The organism is Pseudarthrobacter sp. NIBRBAC000502771, assembly GCF_006517215.1.
In the GTDB taxonomy this organism is placed as follows: Bacteria; Actinomycetota; Actinomycetes; order Actinomycetales; family Micrococcaceae; genus Arthrobacter; species Arthrobacter niigatensis.
This window is the reverse complement of sequence record NZ_CP041187.1, coordinates 503,265-526,669: the sequence shown is the minus strand read 5'-3', so window position 1 is coordinate 526,669 and position 23,405 is coordinate 503,265. Positions and strand designations below refer to the sequence as shown.

Sequence of the window (23,405 nt, the reverse complement as noted above, 5' to 3'; positions counted from 1 at the left end):
GTATATTCGCACCAGAATGGCCTGGATCACATGCCGGCCACCACGTGAAGGAGCACCAGCCGATGACCGCAGCCACGGGCACCACAACGGACAGCAGTGCAGGAAACGGCGGCGCGGAGGTGCTTTTTGGCCACCGCGGCCGGCTCGGTGTGGTCACCCTCAACCGGCCCCGGGCGGTCAATGCGCTCACCGAGGGCATGGTGGACCTGCTCCTGCGGCAGCTCACCGCGTGGGTCAAGGACGACGACGTAGCCGCCGTCCTGGTACAGGGCGCCGGGGAGCGTGGCCTGTGCGCGGGCGGTGACATCGTGGCCATCTACCGGGACATCCTTCACGGCGGAACCCGGACTGCTGACTTCTGGCAGACCGAGTACCGGGTGAACTCGCTCATCGCCCGGTACCCCAAGCCGTACGTCGCCCTTATGGACGGGTTGGTCCTTGGCGGTGGGGTGGGTATCTCGGCGCACGGGAACGTCCGCGTGGTCACCGAACGGACCAGGATGGGGATGCCTGAAACCACCATCGGGTTCGCGCCGGACGTCGGCGGCACCTTCCTGCTGTCCCGCGCACCGGGCGAGACGGGAACCCATGCGGCGCTGACCGGCGCCCACCTGGCAGCGGGGGACGCCTTGTTCCTGGGCCTTGCCGACCACTACGTCCCGTCCCAGTCGCTGCCCCGCCTCGTGGCGGAACTGGAATCTGAAACCCCGGAAGCCGTCGTCGCCCGTTATGCTGGGCAGTCCCCGCCTTCTGCCCTGGCCGGGCAGCGGGACTGGATCGATGCCTGCTACGCCACCGACGATGCCGGGGACATCGTTGCCCGGCTCCGGGCATGGACCGGCCCCGGCCGGGAAGACGCCACGGCGGCGGCGGACACCATCGAAGCCAAGTCGCCCACGTCGGTCAAAGTCACCCTGGCATCACTGCGCCGGGCCGCGAAGCTGACCCTTGACGAGGCCCTTGCCCAGGAGTACCGGGCCGGGCTGCGGTTCCTTGCCGGCCCTGATTTCCGCGAAGGTATCCGTGCCCAGGTGGTGGACAAGGACAGGAACCCGCAGTGGAAGCCGGCCACGCTGGCAGAGGTGCTGCCGGGCCAGGTGGACAGGTTCTTCCAGCCGCTGGACGGCCGGGAACTGGACCTGCAACCCGGAACGGACCTGGAAGTGACGGAGGCGGACCATGCCTGAGAACGGCAGCGTGGCGTTCCTTGGCCTTGGGCACATGGGCGGTCCCATGGCCTTGAACCTGGTCCGCGCCGGTTACCGGGTGACCGGGTTCGACGTGGTGCCCGCAGCCATGGAAGCGGCCCAGGTGCAGGGTGTGCCAGTGGCGGCCACCGCCGTCGAAGCACTTGCCGGCGCCGACGTGGTACTGACCATGTTCCCCAGCGGCCGGCATGTCCTGGACGCTTACCGGGGCAACCCCGGAGATACCGGGCAGCCGGGGGAGCCCGGACTCCTGGCCGCCGCGCCACCGGGAACCATGTTCCTTGACTGCTCCACCATCAACGTCGACGAAGCACGGGAAGCTGCCCGGCTGGCCATTGAAGCGGGCCACCGTTCCGTTGACGCCCCCGTTTCCGGCGGCGTGGTGGGAGCCGAGGCAGGCACTCTGACCTTCATGGCCGGCGGCGACGCGGCGGGCTTCGAGGAAGTGCTGCCGCTCCTGGAAGTGATGGGCAGGCGGGTGGTGCACTGCGGCGCCCACGGAGCCGGACAAGCCGCCAAAATCTGCAACAACATGATCCTGGGCGTCTCGATGATCGCGGTCAGCGAAGCGTTCGTGCTGGGGGAGAAGCTGGGGCTGACGCACCGGGCCCTGTTCGACGTCGCTTCCGCCGCGTCAGGCCAGTGCTGGGCGCTGACCACCAATTGCCCAGTGCCCGGACCGGTGCCCTCCAGCCCGGCCAACAGGGACTACCAGCCGGGTTTTGCCTCCGCCCTCATGGCCAAGGACCTCAACCTTGCCGTCAACGCCCTGGACAGCACCGGGGTGGCGGGACAGATGGGAGCGCTCGCTGCGCGTATTTACGATAGGTTTGCCGCGGAGGGCGGAGCGGGCCGGGACTTCTCCGCCATCATCACGGACATCCGCGGCGCATCGGAGCCGCAGGCCGGGGACGGGCCCGCAGGGGCCGGTGGCACGGAGGTGCCGGGCCGGCGTCCGGCCATAACAGCATACGACGACGGGAGTCCGGAATGACGGAGTACGCCAACATCCTGGTGGAGCAGCAGGGCAGGGTCGGACTGGTGACGCTGAACAGGCCCGCGGCACTGAATGCGCTGAACAAGGCCACCATGGAGGAGGTGGTGGCCGCCGTGACGGCGATGGATTCCGATCCCGGCGTGGGCGCGGTGGTGATCACGGGCTCCGGAAAGGCCTTCGCCGCGGGAGCCGACATCAAAGAGATGGCGGACCAGGGCTACATGGACATGTACGTCGCGGACTGGTTCCGGGGCTGGGAGGAGCTCACCCGGCTGCGGATCCCCACCATCGCGGCGGTGTCCGGCTTCGCCCTGGGCGGCGGCTGCGAACTGGCCATGATGTGCGACCTGATCATCGCCGGGGACAACGCAAAGTTCGGGCAGCCGGAAATCAACCTTGCCGTACTCCCTGGCATGGGCGGCTCGCAGCGCCTGACCAGGGCTGTGGGCAAGGCCAAGGCCATGGACATGATCCTCACCGGACGGTTCATCGACGCGGAGGAAGCGGACCGGTGCGGGCTGGTGTCCCGGGTGGTTCCGGCGGCAGAGGTGGTGTCCGAAGCACTCAAGGTGGCCGGCGTCATCGCCGAAAAGTCAAAGCCCGCGGCGATGGCGGCAAAGGAAGCCGTGAACGCCGCTTTCGAAACCGGGCTGGCCCAGGGAGTGGTGTTCGAACGGCGCCTCTTCCACTCCCTGTTCGCCACGGAGGACCAGAAGGAAGGCATGGCGGCGTTCACCGAAAAGCGCCAGCCGGAATTCAAGCACCGGTAGACCCGGCAGCTGATTCGCCCTGCCCGCAGGCGCCGCCTAGAGGTACTGTGCGGCGAAGCTGTGCAGGGCCTCCCGGACGAAGCGGGCCCCCTCAGCCCCGCCGTAATTGGCGGCGAAACGGGGGTCCTCCACGTACATGTCGGCCAGCCCGGTGACGTACCCCCGGACATCGCCGCCGCTCCCAGCGGCAGGTGTTCCCGGGATGGACTTCAGCCACGCAACATGCCGCCCTGCCAGTTCGCGCGCTTCCGGGCCGTCCGCAGGGACGCCCGCAGCCGCAGCAGCCTTCCAGTCCCGGCCAAGCTCCTCCGCGTGGGACTTCCACTCCTGTTTCTGGGCAGCCCCCATGCCGCGCCACCACTTATCGGATGCCGCGTAGGCGTCCTTGCCCCACCGTTCTTCAACTTCATCCTTGTACTGCGTGTGGTCGAAGCCCTTGAACATGTCCTCAGCCATCAGCTGGCCTCCTGCCTTTACTGTTTCGATTGTTTGCCGCACGGACTCCGCCTGCCGGGCCAGCCGCTGTTGCTCTTGGCCCAGCCATTCCAGATGCCGGCCCAGCGCTGCCACCGGATCCGCCTCGCGGTGGAAGACTTCCGCGATGGCCGGCAAACCCAGGCCCAGTTCGCGCAGCAACAGGATCCGCTGCAACTGGAGGAGGGTGGCGCCGTCGTAATAGCGGTAGCCGTTGTGGCCTACCCGGCTGGGCTTCAGCAGGCCGATGTCGTCATAGTGACGGAGCGTGCGGCTGGTGGTGCCGGCGATCCTGGCTACGTCCTGGATGGACCAGTCACTGCCGCCGGTGTTGGAAGAATCCTGCATGCTGCGAGCCTAAGGGTTGACGCTGCGTCAAGGTCAACAACAATGTCAAAACGGCGCGTGGTGTTCAGCCGGTCCGGCGGTCCCGTGGGGCCCGGTGCCTGGCCTGGGCCACAAGCCGGGTGAACGAAAAAACAAAGATGGCCTCAATGAGCACCATGAGGCCCAGCAGGAGCCACTGCTGGCGGCTGATGAAGACGATGCATCCCGTGAGGGCCAGGACGGTTCCCAGGGCAAGCGCATAGATGGCGAAGCCTACGGCCACGCGGGCGCTGCGGACCCCGGTCCGGAACCCAAAGCCGTGCGGCTCCCCGCCGGGCTGCCCGGGGATGAGGTCCGGCGCTGCTGGGCCGAGGGAGTCGAACTCCTCCCACGGGTCCCTGTCCTGGTCCTGTCGAGTCATGAATCAATTATCCCAAATGTGGAAAGCCGAAGAGTGGCGGCACAAGAAAGCGGCTCCCCCAACTGACGTTGGGGGAGCCGCTGAATGGGGTCCCGGCTTGTGCCGGTGGCCGCCGAAGACTTAGAGCGGGCGGATGTTCTCTGCCTGCGGGCCCTTGGGGCCCTGGGTCACATCGAATTCGACCTTCTGGTTCTCGTCCAGTGAGCGGTAGCCGCTGGTGGCGATTGCCGAGTAGTGGGCGAATACGTCAGCGGACCCGTCATCGGGGGCAATGAAGCCAAAACCCTTTTCGGCGTTGAACCATTTAACTGTGCCTGTTGCCATGGCTGCATTCCTTCATGTGACTCTGATTCTCTCCCCGGAATCGTCCCGGGGTGCGCGGGAGTTAGTCCCCCACAGTCCCCAACGTACGGGGCGCAGGCCCCGGGTGCAAGGGTAGGCGCGATAAAAAGCGCCATTAGCCTGCGCGTTTACACCGATTCCAGGACGCTGACGTAGTTGGCAATGCCCACTCCGCCCATGTTCTGCACGGCCGCCCGGCGCGGCCCCGCGAGCTGCATGTCCCCGGCTGTACCGGTGAGCTGCATGGCCGCAATGACGTGCTGGGAGACTCCAGTTGCCCCCACGGGGTGGCCCTTGGCCTTCAGGCCGCCGGAGACGTTGATGGGAAGCTTGCCGTCCTTGAATACCCAGCCTTCCTCGATAGCGCGGGCGCCCTGGCCGGGCTCTGCCAGGCCGATGGCCTCGTACATGAGCAGTTCGGCGATGGTGAAGCAGTCGTGCACCTCGGCAAAATCGAGGTCCGCCAGGCCCACGCCGGCCATCGCCATGGCCCGCTGCCAGGAGGTGCGGGTTGCGGCGAACGCGGTGGGGTCCCTGCGCTCGGCGGGGAAAAAGTCATTGGCCTGGCCGAAGCCCGCGAGCCGGACCGGGGCGGTGGCGCCGCCGGTGGGGGAAACGGACAGCACGACGGCGGCCGCACCGTCGGAGACGGGCGAACAGTCGGTGCGGCGCAGGGGATCGGCCACCATGGGGTTCTTGTCCGAGACGGTCCGGCAGAACTCCTCGCCGAGGTCCTTGCGGAGCTGGGCGTAGGGGTTGTCCACGCCGTTGCGGTGGTTCTTGGCCGCGATGGTGCCCAGGACGTCGGAGACCGGCCCGTACCGCTTCTCGTAGTGCTTCGCGACCTCGGCGAAGAGCCCGGTGAAACCGGTGGTGGAGGGCTTGCCGGCCATGTCATAGTCAGCGCCGAGCAGCGCCGCGCCCACCACGTCCGCACCGGCGTGGGTCATCTTCTCGGCGCCGATCACCAGGACGGTCCGGGCAGTGCCGGCCAGCAGCGACTTGGTGCCCTGCTGGAAGGCGGCAGACCCGGAGGCGCAGGCGTTTTCGACCCGGGTGGAGGGTACGTTGGCCAAGGCCGGAGAGACCTGCAGGGCCAGCGAAGACGGGAACGCCAGCGGCATCATGCCCGAATTGAACTGGCCGATGTAGATCTCGTCGATCTGCCCGGGTTCGATTCCGGCGTTGCCGATCGCTTCGGTGGCCACCTGGACGATCAGGGACTCGAGGGTCTCCTCCGCCAGCTTGCCAAACCGGCTGTGTCCCCAGCCGGTGAGCAGGACGTCCTTGCCAAACTGTTCCTTCAGGCTCATGCTGCCACGTCCTCGTTATCAAGGCGGACCTCGAAGTCCGCTTCCGTCTTCGTACGGATCTCCTCTTCGGTGACCCCCGGTGCCAGGCGCGTCAGCGTCAGCTGCCGCCCGCCGTCGTCCGTTTTGTACAGGTCGAACACGGCGAGGTCGCTCACGATCCGGTCCACGCAGCTGAGCCCGGTCAGCGGCAGCGTGCACTCGCGGACGATCTTCGCGGTGCCGTCCTTGGCGTTGTGCTCGGTGAGGACCACTACCCGCGGGGTTCCGGCCACCAGGTCCATGGCACCGCCCATGCCCTTGACCATCTTGCCGGGGATGGTCCAGTTGGCCAGGTCCCCGTTGCCGGAGACCTGCATGGCGCCGAGGATGGCTACCTTCACGTGCCCGCCGCGGATCATGCCGAACGAGGTGGCCGAGTCGAAGATGCTGCCACCCGGCAACACCGTGACAGTCTGCTTGCCGGCATTGATCAGGTCCGCGTCCTCTTCGCCCTCGTAGGGGAACGGGCCCATGCCCAGCAGGCCGTTCTCGCTCTGCAGGACCACCCGCACGCCCTCGGGCAGGTTGTTGGCCACCAGGGTGGGTATGCCGATCCCCAGGTTCACATAGTCGCCGTCGTTCAGTTCCGCGGCCGCGATTGCAGCCATTTCATCCCTGGTCCATCCCATGGGGTTTTCTCCTTGGTCTTCTAGCTGTTCTCGTTGGATTAGTTGGGTATTACCGGCGGCACGAACTCGAACGTCATGCCCAGCAGCCACGCGAGCAGCAGCACCACCGGCAGGTGGAACAGGAATTGCTGGAACGTGAAGCCCACCAGGTCCCGGGCGCGCAGGCCCAGCACGGCAAGCAGCGGGAGCATGAAGAACGGGTTGACCAGGTTGGGCAGGGCCTCGGCCATGTTGTAGATCTGCACGGTCCAGCCAAGATTCATGTTCACGTCCGTGGCGGACTGCATGACGTACGGCGCCTCCACCAGCCACTTTCCACCGCCGGACGGGACGAACATGCCCAGGATGGCCGTGTAGATGGCGATGATGACGGCGAACGCCCCGTTGCCGCCGATGCTGGTGAAGAAGTGGGCCAGGTGCTCGGATACCGACAGGCCCCCGGCGCCGGTTGCTTTGGTCAGGATGGCGGCCATCGCGGCATACAGCGGAAACTGCACCAGGATTCCCGCCGTGGCCGGGACCGCCTTGGTGACAGACTGCAGGAATTTGCGCGGGGTTCCGTGCAGGACCAGCCCCAGCATCAGGAAGACCAGGAGGTAGCCGTTGAGTGAGCTGACCACGCTGAGGATGGGCAGGGTCAGGAGCTGGGACACCAGCCAGCCCAGGGTGAGCACGCCTGCCAGGATGGGCAGGACCCTGCTGTATTCCAGCCATTCGCCGGGCCGGGACTTTTCGGCCGGCGGTTCGGGCTGGTCATCGAGGTCCACGCCGAGATCGGCCGCCGTCTTCACGGCGCTTCCCGTCGGTGCGGAAAAGTGCGCGATCACCGTGGTGAGGACCATGAGGATGAGCAGGGTCAGCAGGGACTGCCAGGTGAAAATGGTGGTGCCAAAATCCAGGACGCCGGTGACCTTGAGCAGCGCCGGGGGAATAGAGGCCTTGGTGGCCTGCAGCTGTGCGGCGGAGGAGGACATGCCCAGGGCCCAGACGGCGCCCAAACCCATGAAGGCTGCGGCGCCGAGGGCCCGGTAGTCCACGTGCAGGTCTGCCCGCCGGGCCACCGCCCGCGCCAGGAGGCCGCCGAAGATCAGGCTCAGGCCCCAGTTCACGAATGACACGGACATGGACAGGACAGCCACGAAGCTGACGGCGGTGCGCGCGGAGTTGGGCACCTGCGCCAGCCGGTCAATCAGCCTGGCCACGGGCGGCGACGTGGCCACCACATAGCCGGTCAATACCACCATGGCCATTTGGAGGGTGAACGCCGTCAGGTCCCAAAACCCGTTGCCGAAGGAATCAACGACGGCCTTGGGCGAGGCGCCGATGGCCAGCGCCGCGATGGCCACCAGCACGACGCCGGCGAGGGCGAAGATGTACGCGTCAGGGAACCACTTCTGCGTCCAGCCGGCCAGCGTTTCAGCCATCCGGGCCAAACCCTTCTGGCGGACGTCCGGGTGGTCGGTTTGCATGGTGGTCATGAGGGTTATTTCTCCAATGAGTGCTGTGGATCAGGGGCAGGCGTGGGCCCGTCAGGCGGAGACGAGGCCGGTTCGCTGCCGGACCGTGCGCTGCTCGATGTCCTTGATCCGTTCCGTGGCCTGCACCAGCCGCTGGACAAAGACGCCGGGCGTGGCGATGTGGTTCGGGTCCAGTTCGCCGGGCGCCACGATCACCTCGGCCTCGGCGACGGTCAGGATCCCGGCCGTGGCCACTACCGGATTGAAGTTCCTGGCCGTGTAGCGGTAGGTCAGGTTGCCGTCCGTGTCCGCGGTGTGGGCGTGGACCAGGGCGACGTCGGCAACGATGGCGCGCTCGCGGACGTACGTTTCGCCGTCGAACACCTCGTGCGGCTTGCCCTCGGCCACCAGGGTGCCGACACCTGTCTTGGTGTAGAAGGCCGGGATTCCGGCGCCGCCGGCGCGGAGGCGCTCGGCCAGGGTGCCCTGCGGGGTGAACTCGACCTCCAGCTTGCCTGCGAGGTACTGCTCGGCGAACAGCTTGTTCTCGCCCACGTAGGAGGCGACCACCTTGCGGACCTGGCCCGCTTCGATAAGGATGCCGAGTCCTTTGCCGTCCACGCCCATGTTGTTGGAGACCACCGTGAGGTCACGGACGCCGGAGTCGCGGACGGCCTCGATCAGGTCGGCCGGGATGCCGCTCAAGCCAAACCCGCCGACGGCGAGGGTGATGCCGTCCTGCAGTGCCCCCTCCAGGGCGGTGGCGGCAGAAGCCTGGAGTTTCTTCATGTCGTCTCCTCGTTGAGCGCAGTAGTCCACTTTGTGGACGGTTGGGATCTGAGTTTGGAGACTACGGCCGTCGCGGAGAACGTGTCAAGAATCACTGGAAAATGCCCTACAGTATGGACAGCAGGGCTAAAACAATCCATATTGTGGACAAGGGGACGTGATGGCATCAACGCCGGTGCAGGGCGCGCAGGTGGTGGCACGGATCGCGGGACTGCTGCGGCTGGTGGGCCGCAGCGCCGAGGGGATGCCGCTCGCGGTCCTCGTCCGGGAATCAGGCCTTACCCGGCCAACCGTCCACCGGCTCCTGGCGTCGCTCGCCGCGGAAGGCCTGCTGGACCACGATTCCGTCACTGGCAACTGGGTCCTGGGCCCGGAAATCCTGCTCATGGGATCGGTGGCATCGGCCCGGTTCCCCATGGAGGACATCGCCCGGCCCAGCCTGCGCAGGCTTGCCCAGGCCACGGGGGAGAGCGCATTCTTCTCCATCCGCCGCGGCAATGAGACGGTGTGCGTGCTGCGTGAGGAGGGTACCTTCCCCGTCAGGTCCTTTGTCCTGCACGAAGGAGTTCGTTTCCCGTTGGGCGTCGCGTCGGCCGGGACAGCCATCCTGGCCTTCCTGCCCACGGATGAGCAGGAGGAGCTGCTGGGCCGGTGGCCGGAGCACGCGGGCGCCTTCGCGGCGAACCATACGGTCGATCTTGTCCGGAAGAACCTGGCCCGGACCAGGCTGGCCGGCTACTCGGTGAACCCGGGGCTGGTCCTGGAAGGTAGCTGGGGGATGGGCGCTGCGGTCTTCGACAGGTCAGGGCGCCCCGCCTGGGCGTTGTCGCTGACGGGCATCGAACCACGGTTCAAGCCTGAACGGCAGGAGGAGCTGGGCGGACTGCTGATGGCGGAGGCACACCGGATCACGCAGCAGCTGGGCGGGGGAGCGGACGGCGGACGGCGCACCCGCTGAGTCTCCCCGGCTTTGTCCGTGCACGACGACGGCGGGCTGGGCTTTTTGGCGCGGCCCGCCGTCGTACTCCCCGAAGGTGGGGAAAATCAGCAGGGGGCGGGGGCTACAGCCCGGCGCGGGGCTCCTCGGGACCTTCGCCCTTCCACCATGTGTCAAAGATGGTCACCGGCACGGTGCGCTTGTGGCGGGTCCGGAGGTACTTCTGCTCGATGGATTCGGCCACCGCGTCCGGGACCTGGCGGCCTTCGAGGTAGTCATCAATCTGGTCGTAGCTGATGCCCAGCTCGTCCTCATCCGTGCGGCCCGGCCGGTCATCCAGCAGGTCTGCGGTGGGCACCTTCTCCCACACGCGTGCCGGTGCACCCAGTTCAGCCAGGAGGGCCCGGTTCTGCCGCTTGTTCAGGCCGAACAGGGGCAGGATGTCCGCACCGCCGTCGCCGTACTTGGTGAAGAAGCCCGTGACCGACTCCGCGCCGTGGTCGGTGCCAATCACCAGGTAGTTAAACTCCCCGGCCAGCGCATATTGGGCGATCATCCGGGTGCGTGCCTTGGTGTTTCCCTTGTGGAAGTCGGAGATTTCCGAGCCCACGGTCTTCTCGAACTCGTCCTCAAAGCCGTCCACCGCTGCCGAAATGTTGAACGTCCATTCCGTCTTGGCCTTGATGAAGTCCAGGGCTGCCTGGGCGTCCTCCTCATCGTGCTGCACGCCGTAGGGGAGGCGGACCGCAACGAAGTTGGCTTCCACGCCCTCGGCTCCAAGCTCATCAACCGCCAGCTGGGCAAGCCTTCCGGCGAGCGAGGAATCCAGGCCGCCGGAGATGCCCAGGACAAAGCCCTTGGTGTGGGTGGCCTTCAAGTATTCCTTGAGGAAAGTGACGCGTTTGCGCACCTCCCCTGCGGGATCGATCCGGGGCTGAACGCCCATTTCTTCAATGATCTTGGCCTGGAGTTCGCGCATGATGTCCAGCCTAGCCAGCGGTGTCAACAACCCTCAACTGTTCCGGCCGGCCCCTGCGCGGCGTAGCTTTATGGCATGGAGCGCACGGGATGTGCCGTGGTGGGCGGTGGCCCGGCAGGAATGATGCTTGGCCTGCTGCTGGCACGGGCCGGAGTGCACGTGGCGGTCCTGGAAAAGCACCGGGATTTCCTGCGCGACTTCCGCGGCGACACCGTGCACGCGTCCACCATCCGGCTGATCGACGAACTGGGCCTGGGCGCCGGATTCCGGGCACTGCCGCAAAGCCGGCTGAACAATGTCGCCGTCCCGGTTCCCGGTGCCGGGATGGTCACGCTGGCGGCTTTCGACTCATTGAAACCCCCGTACAACTACGTGGCCATGATGCCCCAATGGGACTTCCTGGATTTCCTCGCCTCGGCCGCCGCCGCCGAACCGACATTCACCCTGCTCATGGAGACTGAAGCCACCGGCCTGGAGTTCGACGGCGGGCGCGTCACCGGGGTGCGCTACCGCTCCACCGGAGACGCCGCCGATGGCGTTGAACGCGTGCTGCCTGCCGACGTTGTGGTGGCCGCCGACGGCCGGCATTCGGTGTTGCGCCAGGCTGCCGGAATGAGGGCCAAGGAGTACCCGGTGCCCTTCGATACCTGGTGGTTCAAAATTCCCCGCCACCCCGCGGAGCAGGGCGACGTTGCGGGCGTGGTGCCCTCGCTGGGAAACCGGGACGCCATGATTGCGCTCAACCGCACCGACTACTACCAAATGGGCTACCTTGCGCCCAAGGGCTCGGACGCCAGGATCCGGGAAGGCGGCGTGGAACGGTTCCGCCAACGGGTGGCAGCACTCCGTCCCGACCTCGCCGACCGTGTCGATTCGATCCGCAGCGTGGCGGACCTGCATTGGCTGGACGTCAGGCTGAACCGGCTGCGGCGCTGGTACAGGGACGGGTTCCTGTGCATTGGCGATGCTGCGCACGCGATGTCGCCCGCGGGCGGGGTGGGCATCAACCTGGCCATCCAGGACGCCGTTGCGGCCGCGGAACGCCTGGCCCCCGACCTGCGCCAGGGGCACGTTCGGACCAGGACCCTTGCTGCGATCCAGCGCCGGCGCCGCATGCCCACGGTGGTGGTCCAAACCGCGCAGCGGATCATGCACCGTGTGGTGTTCGTTCCACTTTTCGCGGGGACCCTGTCCGGAGACATGCTGGCCGTCAGGGATGCCCGGACCCTGTTTCCCGTCCATCGCGTCCTCTTGTTCATCCTGCGCCACAATCCTGTGGTGAAGCGCGTCCTGCCGAGGATGGTTGCCATCGGTCCCCGCCCGGAGCACGCCCCTGGCTTCGCCCGCCCGCTCACCGTCCCGCCACCCACTAAACTTGGGGCCATGACTTCGCCCACTGACACTGCGGTAGACACCGCGGCTGCCCGCGCCCGACTGCTCGAACTGATCAAGGAACTCGCCGTGGTCCGCGGCAAGGTGATCCTCTCCAGCGGAGCCGAGGCCGATTACTACATCGACCTGCGCCGCATCACCCTGCACCATGAAGCGTCCAAGCTGGTGGGGCAGGTCATGCTGGCCCTGGCAGACGACGCCGGCATCGACTTCGAGTGCGCCGGAGGCCTCACCATGGGCGCCGACCCCGTGGGCACCGCGGTCATGCACGCGGCCGTCGACGCCGGCCGGACCGTGGACGCGTTCGTGGTCCGGAAGGCCCAGAAGTCCTACGGCATGGGCCGCCAGGTGGAGGGCCCCTCCGTTGAGGGCCGCAAAGTGCTGGTCCTGGAGGACACGTCCACCACTGGCGGTTCCGCACTGACCGCGGTGGAAGGCGTCCGGAAAGCGGGCGGCAACGTCGTGGCGGTGGCCGTGATCGTGGACCGCGACACCGGCGCCAAGGAGAAGATCGAAGCCGAAACCGGCGTCCCCTACCTGTTCGCGTTCGGCAAGGACGAACTGGGGCTGGCTTAGCCCCGGCGACCGGAAGGGCCGCTGGTTTGGGCAGTGAGCTTCTGCTCCGCCCTCGCGTTTTGGCCGAGATGGCTTCCTTTCCCAAAATAGTGGCGGAACGTATAGAACATGGGCTGCCAGGTTCGCACGTCCACCCGGGATGAATCGAGCGCCAGGTCATCGCGGACATGCACCTGCTGGACGCGCACCTGGACTGCGTGGAGGTCGTCCTCCAAGCACCACGAGTTGACCAGGGCCGCCTCGATGTGGACCGGGCATTGCGCAATGCGGTTGGGAGCGACCTCCACGCCAGGCATCGGGTCCCATCCTGCCAAGGCCCACTTGTCGTGCGCCGTGCGGTAGTCGCCGGCCTTCACTGCCGGGACCGGTTCGCTGCCGGTGGTCATGGAAATCCGTTCAATTGCGGGTGCCATGGAGTCCTCCGGCAAATTGAGCACCACTTCCTTGGTGCGGATCAGGTTGCGGTAGCCCTGATGATGGGAGCTGAGGCCCAGGACGTAGTGGTCCCCCAGCGACCAGGCAGAGGATATGGGCGTGATGTTGGTGGTGCCATCCGGGTTGCCGGTTGTCAGCAGGGCCACCAGGGAGCCGAAGTAGTGGACGCTGGGGGAGATGGTTGTGAACATGGGTCCATCGTTCCTGCCGGAAAGTTTGAGGACGGACAAACGATTCCCCGGGCAGGATGGATACATGACAGCGTATTGGGCGGAGGACCTTGCCATGATGGCCAAGGCCATGGGGGAACCGTCGCGGGCCCGGATCCTGGTCGCCCTCATGGATGCCCGCGCCTGGACAGCGACGGAACTTGCGGGCTGCGCGGGGATCAGCAAAGGCACAGCCACCACGCATTTGAACCACCTCGTTGATGTAGGCCTGCTGGACGAAGTGCGCCAGGGCCGGCACCGGTATGTGCGGCTGAAGAACCAAGGTGTTGCGGATGCAGTGGAAGCACTGGTCCGTCTCAGTCCTTCGTCGGGGCCGGAGTTTCCCTCGACGTACCGCGGGCGCAGGCATCAGCATGAACTGCAGCGCGCCCGAACCTGCTACCAGCATCTGGCCGGGGTATTGGGTGTCAACCTGTGTGTCCTGTGGCAGAGTGAGGGATTCATCTCCTCCGGCTGGGAACTAACCGCGCAGGGTTTTGCCTGGGCGGAATCGATTGGCTTGCGCCTGCCGACCAAGCCGCCACGCCCGCTCGTGCGGCCCTGCCTTGACTGGACCGAGCGCTTAGACCATGCGGCCGGCGTGCTGCCGGAGCTTTTCACCGGGCACGCACTGTCGTCCGGGTGGCTCAAGCGCGGATCGCATCCCCGCTCCGTTGTCCTGACCGAACTGGGAGCCGGGCAGCTTGCCGGCTTTGGACTGGCCGATGCGCTTGGAGCGGGCATCGGCGCTGATTTATGATGTGCGTTAACACTTTTCAGTTGCTTGGAGACCATGCATCTTGCTCCCCCCACAACAGCCTTTGAGCGCAACCGACCAGGTCCAGAACCTCATCCTGGAAAGCGCTGATTTCGAGGACTTCCTCAACGAACTGGCTCGCTTCTCCGCGCACCAGATGGCCGGCGACGGCGACGATGCCCTGTGCGGCATCACACTGCTCCGCGACCGCAAGGCAGCCACCATTGGCTGGAGCAGCGAGACTGCGCGGGAAGTGGATGAAATCCAGTACTCCCTGGCCCAGGGTCCCTGCCTGACCGCGGCAAAGGAAGAGCGCGAAGTCCACGTCCCCGACCTTTTGCAGGAGGACCGCTGGGGTCCGGACTACGCGTCTGCGGTTGCCTCCCACGGATTGCGCTCGGTGCTTTCCCTGCCGTTCAACCTGCAGGGGGAGGCCAAGGCCGCACTGAACCTCTACTCCGACGCCCCGCACAAGTTTGACGGCCCCGCCGCGGACAGGGCACGGGACTTCACCCGGGAGATCTCCGAAGCCCTGCGGCTCGCTGTCAGGTTCTCGCTGCACGCCGACAGTGCATCCAATCTCCGGGCCACGCTGGAATCGCGGACCATCATCGACATCGCCATCGGCATCGTCATGGCGCAGAACCGGTGCAGCCAGGAAGCCGCCGTCGAAATCCTTACCGAGGCGTCCAGCAACAGCAATACCAAACTTCGGGACATCGCCAAGTCGCTGGTGGATTCGGTGGGCGGCTCCGGTGCGCGTACCCACTACCAGGAGCCCGGCAAAGTCAGCCAGGGTCCGCGGGCCTGAGCGGCAGGTTGTGCCGTGGCCCCGGGGAGGGTTAGGCTTGCGGAGGTTGAGCCGTCGGCCATAGAACCTCTTTTGGAGTACCTATGGACCGCGCGCTAGACGCACTCGTTAACCTCGATGTCCCGGCGGACATCGTCCGGATTGAAGTCCGGGGAGCCCTTCACCACGAATCCCGTGCTGAACTGGTCCACATCATCCGCCGTGTCCGGAGGATGGGCATCCGCTGCCGCATCTGCGTCGACCTCTCACAGGCGGAACTTGTCGAATCCTCCGCCCTGGCCGGGCTGCGCTGTGACCTGAACGCCATGGACACCAAGCTCCTGCTGGGCGTCCCGTCCGCCGGGGTGTCCCTTCAGCTCACGCCGGCGGCCCACGACTGGGCGCCAGGTGAAGCGTCCAGCCGGCGCCCGCTCCTCATGGACGACGACGTCAGGGAGCTTTTTCCCGGCGGCGACTTCGCAGGCGAATTCCCCCAACTGCCGGTGATGTGGATCGAAGAGCTGTACGGGCGTCCGCTGACCGAATACACAGACCAGGAACTCCTGCTCGCCAGCGACTCCGCCTTTGCCCTGCTGGACAACCCGGAGGCACCCGACGGCGCCGACCTGCTGGGCCGCTACAACGACATCGGGCTGGAAATCCTTCGCCGCCAGCAGGAACCGCGGGCACCCTTCCCGGCTACCGAAGGCCAGGCCGCCAGCTGACCCCGGCGTCACCGAACGTTTACACGCGTTCATTGCGGTGCCGCGTTTCGCTGGGCTTACGGTAGGACTGTGCCGTATGAGGGGGAGGTCCATCCGCAGAGCCGGCGTGGGGTCTCCGACGCCCGGCTGCTGGCCGAAGCCGCTGCCCTAAAACGCTTCTCACGGCGTTCATTCCTTGCCGGGGCCGGCGCGTCCGGACTGCTGGCCGCCGACATGCTGGTGACCCGTGAGGTGCAGTCTCAGCGCCGGACCACCCGGATCCTGTCCGTTGCCGATGACTTCGCCGACGCCTATTACCCGGACGCCTGCTGGTTCCTGTTCCCCGGGTACAAAACCAGCTGGGAAGAGGCGCAATGGATCCTGAACGCGCTCCGGGGGGCCCTGAACAAGCGTGCCCGGCTCGCCGCCGTCGGATATTCCAACCTGGGCCTCGACGTCACCGAAGTCGTCCGCGCGATCGCTGAGTACGTCGCGGTGGAAAAGATCACCAAGCTGTTCTTCTACGGCCACAGCTTCGGCGGCATGCTGGCCACCCAGGTGGCCGCCCGGCTCCTTGCCGTGGCAGGCATCCAGGTGCAGTTCATCCTCCTGGACTCCAGCCCGTACAGCGCCCACGACGTCCTGGACCAAAGCTGGTTCGACGGCGTGGTGTTCCTCTACGAGAGCGGCGTCAGGTTTCCCTCGACCCTCCGCGGCGGGTATGAACTGGGGGAGCGGATCATCCACAAGGACGAACGGAGCTGGCGGCAGATCCTTAACCAGACACTGGAGCAGCTCTCACCGATCGCCCCGTCCAACGTGCTGGTCCAGACGGAGTCCGCCTACATCTACCACTTCGAGGGAAGGCAGTTCGCCGGGCAGCTCGGCACCGCCAAAATGGCCTACCTGGGCAACCCGAAGGACGCCACCGTGGACTACGAGACGGCGTCCGAAACCTGGGCCGTGGTGTACAAGGACAACATGGTCTCAAGCAACCTCCAGACCACCGGGGCGGTACCCGCCCACGCCAGCCCGGGCTGGAACCCGCAGGTCTACCGGCCCCTGGTCACGGGACTCCTGGACGAGTACTTCCCGCTGCCCCGGGGCGGATCCAGGGTCAGCATCTTCTAGTCCTAGATCTGGTTCTTCAGGTCCGCCACGGAGTTGAGCACCTGGTTGGGCCGGAACGGGTACGCGGCGATGTCGTCCTTGTGCGTGATGCCGCTGAGGACAAGGACGGTGTGCAGGCCGGCCTCCATGCCGGCAATGATGTCCGTGTCCATCCGGTCACCGATCATGGCGGTGGTCTCTGAGTGTGCGTCGATCTGGTTCATCGCAGACTGGGGTTCGGCTTGCCCACAATGTACGGTTCGCGGCCGGTGGCCTTGGTAATCAGGGCCGCGATGGCACCCGTCGCCGGCATGGGGCCGTCCTTGGAAGGGCCGGTTGCGTCCGGGTTGGTGGCAATGAACCGGGCACCGGCGAGGATCAGGCGGATGGCCGTGGTGATGGCCTCGAAGGAGTACGTGCGCGTCTCGCCGAGCACCACGAAGTCCGGGTTCTGGTCGGTGAGGATGAAGCCTGCCTCGTGCAGCGCCGTCGTCAGCCCTGCCTCGCCGATGGTGTAGGCACGGTTTCCGGACTCTGCACCGCCGGCGGAGACCTGGTCCTTCAGGAACTGGGCCGTGGCCAGGGCCGACGTCCAAATGTTCTCCTCCGGGATCTCCAGCCCGGAGGCGCGCAGGCGGGCGGCGAGGTCGCGGGGCGTGAAGATGGAGTTGTTGGTCAGCACCAGGAACCGCTTGGACGTATCCACCCAGCGCTGGATCAGCTCGGCCGCGCCGGGAATGGGCTGGTTTTCGTGCACCAGGACGCCATCCATGTCCGTCAGCCAGCACTCGATCTCCTGGCCGCTGCGGTACACCGAAGGGTTGCCTGTTACCTCGTCTGCTTCTGCCATGCCTGCCTCCGCCTGTGATAGTTGCCCGAAGAGTCCAGTCTAGTGTTGAAGGGTGAACCAAATGCCCGGCATGACAGACGAACCCGACCACCAGCCCGGGGAGGCCGAACCCGCAAAGGCGGAGGTCGGCGTCGGGCCCTGGGAGGGGGAACTGCCCGAAGGCGACCATTGGGACCCCGACCTCCTGGCCGACGGTGACAGACGCAATGTGCTGGACAAATACCGCTACTGGAAGCATGAGGCGATCGTGGCGGAGCTGGATTCGCGGCGGCACAACTTCCACGTGGCCATCGAAAACTGGCAGCACGACCTCAACATCGGCACAGTGGTGCGCACCGCCAACGCCTTCCTCGCCAAAGAGGTGCACATCATCGGACGACGGCGGTGGAACCGGCGCGGAGCCATGGTCACCGACCGCTACCAGCACGTCCGCCACCACCCCACGGTTGAGGATTTCGTCCAGTGGGCGCAGGGGGAGGGGCTCGCGATCATCGGCATCGACATTTTCCCGGACTCTGTGCCCCTGGAGACCTACGAGCTGCCGCGCGACTGCGTGCTGGTGTTCGGGCAGGAGGGCCCGGGCCTGACCCCGGAAGTCCATCAGGCCGCTGCCGCCACCCTTTCCATCGAGCAGTTCGGCTCCACCCGTTCGATCAACGCCGCGTCCGCCGCGGCCATCGCCATGCACGCCTGGATCCGCCGGCACGTCTTCAACCAGCACGTGTGAGTATTACCAACCCGTGACCCGAAACACCCGGGCCGCGGGGGAATGGCTAGGATGGTGCCAAGCCGTAAGCGGTCTACTTGAGGGTCATCCACCCACAGACGAAACTCAGCAGAGGAGCCAGCATGCCCATTGCAACCCCAGAGATCTACGCCGAGATGATCGACCGCGCGAAGGCGGGCGGATTTGCCTTCCCCGCCGTCAACGTCACGTCCTCGCAGACGCTGAACGCAGCGCTCCGCGGCTTCGCCGAGGCAGAGTCCGACGGCATCGTGCAGGTTTCCACCGGCGGTGCCGCCTACTGGTCCGGCGCCTCCACCAAGGACATGGTGGCCGGTTCCCTGGGCTTCGCTGCCTTCGCCCGCGAAGTGGCCAAGAACTACGGTGTGAACATCGCCCTGCACACGGACCACTGCCCAAAAGACAAGCTGGACGGCTTTGTCCTGCCGCTGCTGGAAGCCTCCGAGGCTGAGGTCAAGGCCGGCCGGAACCCGCTGTTCAACTCCCACATGTGGGACGGTTCCGCCGAGACCCTGCAGGAGAACCTGAAGATCGCCCGCGACCTGCTGGCCCGCACCGCCGCAGCCAAGATGATCCTCGAGGTGGAGATCGGCACCGTCGGCGGCGAGGAAGACGGCGTGGAGAACGCCATCAACGACAAGCTCTACACCACGGTCGAGGACGCCCTCGCCACCATCGACGCCCTGGGCGCCGGTGAAAACGGCCGCTACATCACCGCCCTGACCTTCGGCAACGTGCACGGCGTCTACAAGCCCGGCGGCGTCAAGCTGCGCCCGGAGATCCTCAAGGACATCCAGGCCCAGGTGGGTGCCAAGATCGGCAAGGACAATCCGTTCGACCTCGTGTTCCACGGCGGCTCCGGCTCCTCCGACCAGGAAATCGCCGACGCCGTTTCCTACGGCGTGATCAAGATGAACATCGACACCGACACCCAGTACGCCTACACGCGTCCGGTAGCGGACCACATGTTCAAGAACTACGACGGCGTCCTGAAGGTCGACGGCGAAGTGGGCAACAAGAAGACCTACGACCCCCGCGTCTGGGGCGCCTCCGCCGAAGCCGGCCTGGCAGCCCGCGTGGTGGAAGCCACCAAGCAGCTCGGTTCGGCCGGAAAGACCTTCTAGATGTCGGACGAGTTCCGCCGCAACCTGATGGGGCCGGAGCCCACGCTCCTGCCTGCCGAAACCGAGGTGAACGGGCAGCTGGAGGCCGGGCACGAGGCCCTGGACCTGGTGGAAAGGCACCCCACGTCCTCACTCTTGTGGGCGATCCTGGCTGAGGAAGCGTGGGCCGAGGGGCGCACCATCGACTCCTACGCCTACGCCCGGGTGGGCTACCACCGCGGACTGGACGCGCTTCGCCGCAACGGGTGGCGCGGCGTAGGCCCCATCCCGTGGGAGCACGAGCCGAACCGTGGATTCCTGCGTGCCCTCTACTCCCTGGGCCGGGCGTCCTCCGCCATCGGCGAGGCCGACGAGCCGGAGCGGATCGAAAAGTTCCTCAACGACTCGGACCCCACAGCGAAGGCAGCCATCGAGGCGAAGTAGCAAGCTTGGATTAAAGCGCGACGACGGGTGGTTACCTTTCCTGGAAAGGTAACCACCCGTCGTCGTTCGTTCGTTTATGGCTTGGCGATGCCTGTGCGGGCCATGGCATCGGCGTAGGCCGCGCGCATGTCCTCGAGGTATTCCTCCTGGCGCGCCGGGGAACCGGCGAAGGCGCGGCCGCTCAGCGACCGGACCTTGTAGGTCTTCAGGCCGCGGCGCCAGAGCAGGGGCACCTCCGTCTTCAGCAGGAGGTTGGCCAGGCGGTTGGCTTCAGTGCCGTGCGCAACGATCACGGAGGCGCGGGGGACCAGGGCGAGGAACTTCAGCAGCGGCTTCAGGCCGGCCTGGATCTGGTCCGGAGTGAACTTGCCGTTGACTTCGCCGGGGACGTGCCAGGGGTGGACGTTCCACGGCATCACGAACTCGGGGCGCAACCCCAGCTTCCACTGGAGCCCCAGCATTCGGGTCGCGGCGTCCTGGTCCCCGGCAGTGATGAACCCGGACGGGTCCGCCTCGCCGATGTTGGAGAACAGGCTGATGATGCGGCATTCCTCAACGTCGTGCATCGGGTCCACATAGGGCACCACGGTTCCGGGCTTGGCCTCCTGCAGGGAATCACACAGTTCATTGACGGCGGCAACGCTGGGTTCGTAGCGGCGGCTCATGAGCTGTTCGTGGAATGTTTCTGGGGCCAGGGCTGTCATGAAGTGCTGGTTCTCCTGCGGGGATTGATATTGCTTCCACCGGTGAAAATGGGCGCGCGGCGGCGCGGATCATCAACGGCGGTTAGTTGGGGTGGGCCGATTCCTGGTCGGCCTCTGCCAGTTTACCAAGCCCGGGGAAACGAAACGCCGGCCGCCCCTTCCGGTGATGGAAGGCACAGCCGGCGCAGCGGTACGACGGACTACCAGAGGCGGCTGGTGGCGCGGCGAGCACCCTCGCCGAGGGCCTCCAGCTTGGCGAAGGCGATCTGTGGGTGCACCCTGCCGCCCAGGCCGCAGTCGGTGGAGGCAATGACATTTTCGCGGCCCACGACGTCGGCAAAGCGGACAATGCGGTCAGCCACCAGGTCGGGGTGTTCCACCACGTTGGTGGCATGCGACACGACGCCCGGGATGATGACCTTGCCCTCGGGGAGCTTGGTGTCCTCCCATACACGCCATTCGTGTTCGTGGCGGACGTTGGCTGCCTCGAAGGAGTATGCGCCCGCGTTGACCTGCAGCACCGAGCCGATGATGTCGGCGAAAGGGATGTCCGTGGTGTGCGGGCCGTGCCAGGAACCCCAGCAGACATGCAGCCGGATCTGTTCCTGGGGCAGGTCCCGGAGGGCCCAGTTGGTGGCCTCGACGCGCAGCTGGATGAACTTCAGGTAGTCCTCCAGGCTGGGCTCGGGATTGATCTGGTCCCAGCTCTCGGCCAGGGACGGATCGTCGAGCTGCACGGTGAGGCCGGCGTCGACGATGGCCTTGTATTCCTCCCGCATGGCATCGGCACAGGCGTAGACAAGTTCCTCATCGGACTTGTAGTACTCGTTTGCCACGCGGGCGCACGAGCCGGGAGAGAGGGATGCCACGAAGCCGTCCGACAACCCGGCGGCGGCGAGGCCGGTCTTCAGGTTCTTGATGTCCGATGCCACCAGGTCCTGGCCCGTGTAGGTCAGGGGTCCGGCGATCTTGGGCTGGGTCACGCTCTTGCGGTGGGACAGGATGCCCGAGGACGGGTCGTTGTAGGCCTCGTTGAACGCCTGCCGGTCGCGCCTGTCGGGGAAGGAGGTCAGGACAATGTTGCCGGGGGAGGAGCGGTGCACCTGGGCATCGGCCCAGCGGTCCACATTGGTTGGCTCCAGGCCGCCCAGCCGTGCGAAGGAGTAGTTCCACCAGGCGCCATAGTCCACGGAGTTGGCCATCGTGTGCCCGTATTCGCCGTCGTTGGGAATGTCGATCCCGAGGTCCTTCTGGCGCCGGACCACGTCCACCACGGAGGTTTCCAGGAGGTCCAGGAATTCAGGGGTGACGCCGTCGGTTTCCTTGGCGGCATTGGCCGCGATGAGTTCCGGGGTGCGGGGCAACGATCCGGCGTGGGTGACGCGGATGTGGTCGGTGTTCAGGGGCATGCTGGAATCTTCCTTTCCATCGGTCCTGGCAGTAGCACCTTCGGTCCGGCAGGAATCCTGCTGGACCGTGGTTGCTGCGGCGTCATCGAGCCAGGTCTCTCGGCCGCTCCGGATGGTTCACTCTCACTAAATCGGGAGACCCACCTTGGGGCAAGTCCGTGCCGCTTTATGTCGCGGCCCGCTGCCCGGCTGCTTCCCTGCCCTTGCCCGGCGGGCAGCAGCATACTTACAGACTTTGTTCAGCTTGTTGACAGGTTTCGTTAAGCTTGGTTGGCTGAGGTCACATGCCACCGCCGCAACGGAGCTGGCCGGTGGCGCCCCGATGCACTCGAAAGAGGTAACGCACTGTGAAGAAATCCCTGGCAAATTTCAGGACCCTCGCCGCCTCCGGAGCCCTGGCGCTGGCCGTCGTCGCAGGTCCCGCCCCGCTGGCACACGCTGTGGGCGAAGGCCCCAATTACGACGGCAACGGCCAGATCACCACCTCCAAGCTCGCCACGTACGAACAGATGGTCTCGTTCCTGAAGGACCAGGACGCCCGCCAGCCGGCAATGGAGCTGGAGGTCATCGGGCAAACGGTCAAGGGGCGCGACATCCACCTGGTCAAGTACATTTCGGACCCCGCCAAGCCCACCATTCTGTACCTGACCCAGCAGCACGGCAACGAGCAGCTCACCACCGAGGGCGCCATGGAGTTCATCAAGCACCTGGGGGCCGGTAAATCCGCTGACATCCTCAAAGGCGTGAACATCCTGGTGGTGCCCATGCTCAATGCGGACGGGGCCATGGGGGACGTGAACTTCTCCCTGGAAAACTACCTTGCCAAGGGGGACCGCAACCTCACCCGCTACAACGCCGAGGGCGTGGACCTGAACCGCGACCATGTGGCCAAGGTCCAGCCGGAGACCCAGGCGCTGCACAACAACGTCATGCGCAAGTACCGGATCGACTACATGATCGACCTGCACCACCAGGGCACCCGGGCCGAGCGTGACGGCAAGCTGGTATCCGGCTCCATCCTATACCCCACCACCCCCAACGCCGACCCCGCCGTCGTCGAAAAATCAAAGCAGCTTGGCGCCGTGGTCTTCAACAACGTCGACTCCACCGGCTGGGGACACCTGGGCAAGTACCAGGGCGGCAGCGCCGAAACCATCAGCCGAAACGGCATCTCCGTGGAGTACGGCATCGCCACCCTGCTCTTCGAGATGCGCGGCATGTCGGACCACTACCTGGACGGCTATGCTCTCGGGCAGCGCAGCAACGGCTACCTGATCAAGCAGACTGTCACCACGCTGACCTCCACGGCCGCAGCCATCGCGGACGGGTCCATTGCCGACGCCGACACCTCCTTCTGGAACACACTCGCCGAACAGACGTCCCGCCCCGCCGGGGAGGCTGAGGACGAATAGGCGGCACCGCCCGCCGCGGCCTTTTGGCAGAAACGGCCGCGGCGGGCCACAACAGTGGACGAAGTGCCCTATCGGCTAAACTT

The 23,405-nt window shown here is 66.1% G+C and carries 24 protein-coding genes, 2 pseudogenes and 1 riboswitch; of the genes and pseudogenes, 14 read left to right on the top strand and 12 right to left on the bottom strand.

What is annotated here, in order from left to right; genetic code table 11:
- Nucleotides 1-62: 62 nt before the first annotated feature.
- The 3 genes from NIBR502771_RS02500 to NIBR502771_RS02490 are packed head-to-tail and all read left to right on the top strand — an operon-like array spanning nt 63 to nt 2,975.
- On the top strand, nt 63-1,187 hold the full coding sequence (locus NIBR502771_RS02500; protein ID WP_141158327.1) for an enoyl-CoA hydratase/isomerase family protein: 1,125 nt from the start codon (nt 63-65) through the stop codon (nt 1,185-1,187).
- Nucleotides 1,180-2,202: a 3-hydroxyisobutyrate dehydrogenase gene (gene mmsB, locus NIBR502771_RS02495; protein ID WP_141158326.1), complete on the top strand. Its 1,023-nt coding sequence runs from the start codon at nt 1,180-1,182 to the stop codon at nt 2,200-2,202. The genes NIBR502771_RS02500 and mmsB overlap by 8 nt, the downstream gene beginning before the upstream one ends.
- A complete protein-coding gene (locus NIBR502771_RS02490) occupies nt 2,199-2,975 on the top strand; it encodes an enoyl-CoA hydratase (protein ID WP_141158325.1) in 777 nt (258 codons plus the stop codon). Before mmsB ends, NIBR502771_RS02490 begins: the two co-directional genes overlap by 4 nt.
- A 36-nt stretch (nt 2,976-3,011) precedes the next feature.
- On the opposite strand, the gene NIBR502771_RS02485 is transcribed toward NIBR502771_RS02490, so the two are convergent.
- The 7 genes from NIBR502771_RS02485 to NIBR502771_RS02455 all read right to left on the bottom strand — a co-directional run bounded on the left by NIBR502771_RS02485 (nt 3,012) and on the right by NIBR502771_RS02455 (nt 8,766).
- Nucleotides 3,012-3,797 (bottom strand): TipAS antibiotic-recognition domain-containing protein, encoded by a 786-nt coding sequence (locus tag NIBR502771_RS02485; protein WP_141158324.1) that lies wholly within the window; start codon nt 3,795-3,797, stop codon nt 3,012-3,014.
- Between the two features lie 64 nt (nt 3,798-3,861).
- Nucleotides 3,862-4,197, bottom strand: a complete 336-nt coding sequence (locus NIBR502771_RS02480) for a hypothetical protein (RefSeq protein ID WP_141158323.1) — start codon at nt 4,195-4,197, stop codon at nt 3,862-3,864.
- Between the two features lie 120 nt (nt 4,198-4,317).
- Nucleotides 4,318-4,521, bottom strand: a complete 204-nt coding sequence (locus tag NIBR502771_RS02475) for a cold-shock protein (RefSeq protein WP_009357211.1) — start codon at nt 4,519-4,521, stop codon at nt 4,318-4,320.
- Between the two features lie 146 nt (nt 4,522-4,667).
- A complete protein-coding gene (locus NIBR502771_RS02470) occupies nt 4,668-5,852 on the bottom strand; it encodes an acetyl-CoA acetyltransferase (RefSeq protein WP_141158322.1) in 1,185 nt (394 codons plus the stop codon).
- The gene (locus NIBR502771_RS02465) at nt 5,849-6,520 is read right to left on the bottom strand and encodes a CoA transferase subunit B (protein ID WP_141158321.1); all 672 of its coding nucleotides are present in this window, start codon (nt 6,518-6,520) and stop codon (nt 5,849-5,851) included. The genes NIBR502771_RS02470 and NIBR502771_RS02465 overlap by 4 nt, the downstream gene beginning before the upstream one ends.
- Nucleotides 6,521-6,558: 38 nt before the next feature.
- Entirely contained in the window at nt 6,559-7,998 is a 1,440-nt protein-coding gene (locus tag NIBR502771_RS02460; RefSeq protein WP_210411305.1) for a short-chain fatty acid transporter, read from the bottom strand.
- Nucleotides 7,999-8,049: 51 nt separating this feature from the next.
- Nucleotides 8,050-8,766, bottom strand: coding sequence for a CoA transferase subunit A (locus tag NIBR502771_RS02455; protein WP_141158320.1), 717 nt, complete (start codon nt 8,764-8,766; stop codon nt 8,050-8,052).
- Between the two features lie 160 nt (nt 8,767-8,926).
- On the opposite strand from NIBR502771_RS02455, the gene NIBR502771_RS02450 reads away from it, so the two are divergent.
- A complete protein-coding gene (locus NIBR502771_RS02450) occupies nt 8,927-9,724 on the top strand; it encodes an IclR family transcriptional regulator (protein ID WP_141158319.1) in 798 nt (265 codons plus the stop codon).
- A gap of 103 nt (nt 9,725-9,827) precedes the next feature.
- Here NIBR502771_RS02450 and nadE read toward each other — a convergent pair whose 3' ends face one another.
- Complete coding sequence (nadE, locus tag NIBR502771_RS02445) at nt 9,828-10,682, bottom strand: ammonia-dependent NAD(+) synthetase (protein WP_141158318.1); 855 nt, start codon at nt 10,680-10,682, stop codon at nt 9,828-9,830.
- A gap of 75 nt (nt 10,683-10,757) precedes the next feature.
- On the opposite strand from nadE, the pseudogene NIBR502771_RS02440 reads away from it, so the two are divergent.
- Nucleotides 10,758-11,969, top strand: a pseudogene (locus NIBR502771_RS02440) (FAD-dependent oxidoreductase); the annotation flags it as partial.
- Nucleotides 11,970-12,065: 96 nt separating this feature from the next.
- On the top strand, nt 12,066-12,650 hold the full coding sequence (gene pyrE / locus NIBR502771_RS20650; RefSeq protein ID WP_168223241.1) for an orotate phosphoribosyltransferase: 585 nt from the start codon (nt 12,066-12,068) through the stop codon (nt 12,648-12,650).
- Here pyrE and NIBR502771_RS02435 read toward each other — a convergent pair.
- Entirely contained in the window at nt 12,647-13,276 is a 630-nt protein-coding gene (locus NIBR502771_RS02435) for a flavin reductase family protein (protein ID WP_168225714.1), read from the bottom strand. The two genes, pyrE and NIBR502771_RS02435, sit on opposite strands and share 4 nt — an antisense overlap.
- A gap of 94 nt (nt 13,277-13,370) precedes the next feature.
- On the opposite strand from NIBR502771_RS02435, the gene NIBR502771_RS02430 reads away from it, so the two are divergent.
- The 4 genes from NIBR502771_RS02430 to NIBR502771_RS02415 all read left to right on the top strand — a co-directional run bounded on the left by NIBR502771_RS02430 (nt 13,371) and on the right by NIBR502771_RS02415 (nt 16,676).
- Entirely contained in the window at nt 13,371-14,054 is a 684-nt protein-coding gene (locus tag NIBR502771_RS02430; RefSeq protein ID WP_168225713.1) for a helix-turn-helix transcriptional regulator, read from the top strand.
- Between the two features lie 61 nt (nt 14,055-14,115).
- On the top strand, nt 14,116-14,862 hold the full coding sequence (locus NIBR502771_RS02425) for a GAF and ANTAR domain-containing protein (RefSeq protein WP_246839786.1): 747 nt from the start codon (nt 14,116-14,118) through the stop codon (nt 14,860-14,862).
- 83 nt (nt 14,863-14,945) lie between these two features.
- Nucleotides 14,946-15,566, top strand: coding sequence for a hypothetical protein (locus tag NIBR502771_RS02420; protein WP_141158313.1), 621 nt, complete (start codon nt 14,946-14,948; stop codon nt 15,564-15,566).
- Nucleotides 15,567-15,635: 69 nt separating this feature from the next.
- Nucleotides 15,636-16,676, top strand: coding sequence for an alpha/beta fold hydrolase (locus NIBR502771_RS02415; RefSeq protein ID WP_141158312.1), 1,041 nt, complete (start codon nt 15,636-15,638; stop codon nt 16,674-16,676).
- Between the two features lie 2 nt (nt 16,677-16,678).
- Here the strand turns inward: NIBR502771_RS02415 and NIBR502771_RS02410 are convergent.
- Nucleotides 16,679-17,505: pseudogene (locus NIBR502771_RS02410) on the bottom strand (HAD-IIA family hydrolase).
- Between the two features lie 70 nt (nt 17,506-17,575).
- On the opposite strand from NIBR502771_RS02410, the gene NIBR502771_RS02405 reads away from it, so the two are divergent.
- The 3 genes from NIBR502771_RS02405 to NIBR502771_RS02395 all read left to right on the top strand — a co-directional run bounded on the left by NIBR502771_RS02405 (nt 17,576) and on the right by NIBR502771_RS02395 (nt 19,797).
- Nucleotides 17,576-18,232, top strand: a complete 657-nt coding sequence (locus NIBR502771_RS02405; RefSeq protein ID WP_210411303.1) for a TrmH family RNA methyltransferase — start codon at nt 17,576-17,578, stop codon at nt 18,230-18,232.
- 122 nt (nt 18,233-18,354) lie between these two features.
- Nucleotides 18,355-19,374 (top strand): class II fructose-bisphosphate aldolase, encoded by a 1,020-nt coding sequence (fbaA, locus tag NIBR502771_RS02400; protein ID WP_141158310.1) that lies wholly within the window; start codon nt 18,355-18,357, stop codon nt 19,372-19,374.
- Nucleotides 19,375-19,797 carry a DUF3151 domain-containing protein gene (locus NIBR502771_RS02395; RefSeq protein WP_141158309.1) on the top strand — a complete coding sequence of 141 codons (423 nt, stop codon included), beginning with the start codon at nt 19,375-19,377 and terminating at the stop codon, nt 19,795-19,797. It begins immediately after the preceding gene.
- Nucleotides 19,798-19,871: 74 nt separating this feature from the next.
- On the opposite strand, the gene NIBR502771_RS02390 is transcribed toward NIBR502771_RS02395, so the two are convergent.
- A complete protein-coding gene (locus NIBR502771_RS02390) occupies nt 19,872-20,501 on the bottom strand; it encodes a uracil-DNA glycosylase (protein ID WP_141158308.1) in 630 nt (209 codons plus the stop codon).
- 200 nt (nt 20,502-20,701) lie between these two features.
- A complete protein-coding gene (locus NIBR502771_RS02385) occupies nt 20,702-21,910 on the bottom strand; it encodes a cobalamin-independent methionine synthase II family protein (RefSeq protein WP_141158307.1) in 1,209 nt (402 codons plus the stop codon).
- A gap of 13 nt (nt 21,911-21,923) precedes the next feature.
- Nucleotides 21,924-22,029, bottom strand: a riboswitch (SAM riboswitch).
- Between the two features lie 228 nt (nt 22,030-22,257).
- Here NIBR502771_RS02385 and NIBR502771_RS02380 point away from each other — a divergent pair.
- A complete protein-coding gene (locus NIBR502771_RS02380) occupies nt 22,258-23,322 on the top strand; it encodes a M14 family zinc carboxypeptidase (RefSeq protein WP_141158306.1) in 1,065 nt (354 codons plus the stop codon).
- The last annotated feature ends 83 nt before the right edge of the window (nt 23,323-23,405 follow it).

Coding starts and splice junctions, on each gene's coding strand:
- NIBR502771_RS02500 (WP_141158327.1), top strand. CDS start 63: ATGACCGCAGCCACGGGCACCACAACGGACAGCAGTGCAGGAAACGGC.
- mmsB (WP_141158326.1), top strand. CDS start 1,180: ATGCCTGAGAACGGCAGCGTGGCGTTCCTTGGCCTTGGGCACATGGGC.
- NIBR502771_RS02490 (WP_141158325.1), top strand. CDS start 2,199: ATGACGGAGTACGCCAACATCCTGGTGGAGCAGCAGGGCAGGGTCGGA.
- NIBR502771_RS02485 (WP_141158324.1), bottom strand. CDS start 3,797: ATGCAGGATTCTTCCAACACCGGCGGCAGTGACTGGTCCATCCAGGAC.
- NIBR502771_RS02480 (WP_141158323.1), bottom strand. CDS start 4,197: ATGACTCGACAGGACCAGGACAGGGACCCGTGGGAGGAGTTCGACTCC.
- NIBR502771_RS02475 (WP_009357211.1), bottom strand. CDS start 4,521: ATGGCAACAGGCACAGTTAAATGGTTCAACGCCGAAAAGGGTTTTGGC.
- NIBR502771_RS02470 (WP_141158322.1), bottom strand. CDS start 5,852: ATGAGCCTGAAGGAACAGTTTGGCAAGGACGTCCTGCTCACCGGCTGG.
- NIBR502771_RS02465 (WP_141158321.1), bottom strand. CDS start 6,520: ATGGGATGGACCAGGGATGAAATGGCTGCAATCGCGGCCGCGGAACTG.
- NIBR502771_RS02460 (WP_210411305.1), bottom strand. CDS start 7,998: ATGACCACCATGCAAACCGACCACCCGGACGTCCGCCAGAAGGGTTTG.
- NIBR502771_RS02455 (WP_141158320.1), bottom strand. CDS start 8,766: ATGAAGAAACTCCAGGCTTCTGCCGCCACCGCCCTGGAGGGGGCACTG.
- NIBR502771_RS02450 (WP_141158319.1), top strand. CDS start 8,927: ATGGCATCAACGCCGGTGCAGGGCGCGCAGGTGGTGGCACGGATCGCG.
- nadE (WP_141158318.1), bottom strand. CDS start 10,682: ATGCGCGAACTCCAGGCCAAGATCATTGAAGAAATGGGCGTTCAGCCC.
- pyrE (WP_168223241.1), top strand. CDS start 12,066: ATGACTTCGCCCACTGACACTGCGGTAGACACCGCGGCTGCCCGCGCC.
- NIBR502771_RS02435 (WP_168225714.1), bottom strand. CDS start 13,276: ATGTTCACAACCATCTCCCCCAGCGTCCACTACTTCGGCTCCCTGGTG.
- NIBR502771_RS02430 (WP_168225713.1), top strand. CDS start 13,371: ATGATGGCCAAGGCCATGGGGGAACCGTCGCGGGCCCGGATCCTGGTC.
- NIBR502771_RS02420 (WP_141158313.1), top strand. CDS start 14,946: ATGGACCGCGCGCTAGACGCACTCGTTAACCTCGATGTCCCGGCGGAC.
- NIBR502771_RS02405 (WP_210411303.1), top strand. CDS start 17,576: ATGACAGACGAACCCGACCACCAGCCCGGGGAGGCCGAACCCGCAAAG.
- fbaA (WP_141158310.1), top strand. CDS start 18,355: ATGCCCATTGCAACCCCAGAGATCTACGCCGAGATGATCGACCGCGCG.
- NIBR502771_RS02395 (WP_141158309.1), top strand. CDS start 19,375: ATGTCGGACGAGTTCCGCCGCAACCTGATGGGGCCGGAGCCCACGCTC.
- NIBR502771_RS02390 (WP_141158308.1), bottom strand. CDS start 20,501: ATGACAGCCCTGGCCCCAGAAACATTCCACGAACAGCTCATGAGCCGC.
- NIBR502771_RS02385 (WP_141158307.1), bottom strand. CDS start 21,910: ATGCCCCTGAACACCGACCACATCCGCGTCACCCACGCCGGATCGTTG.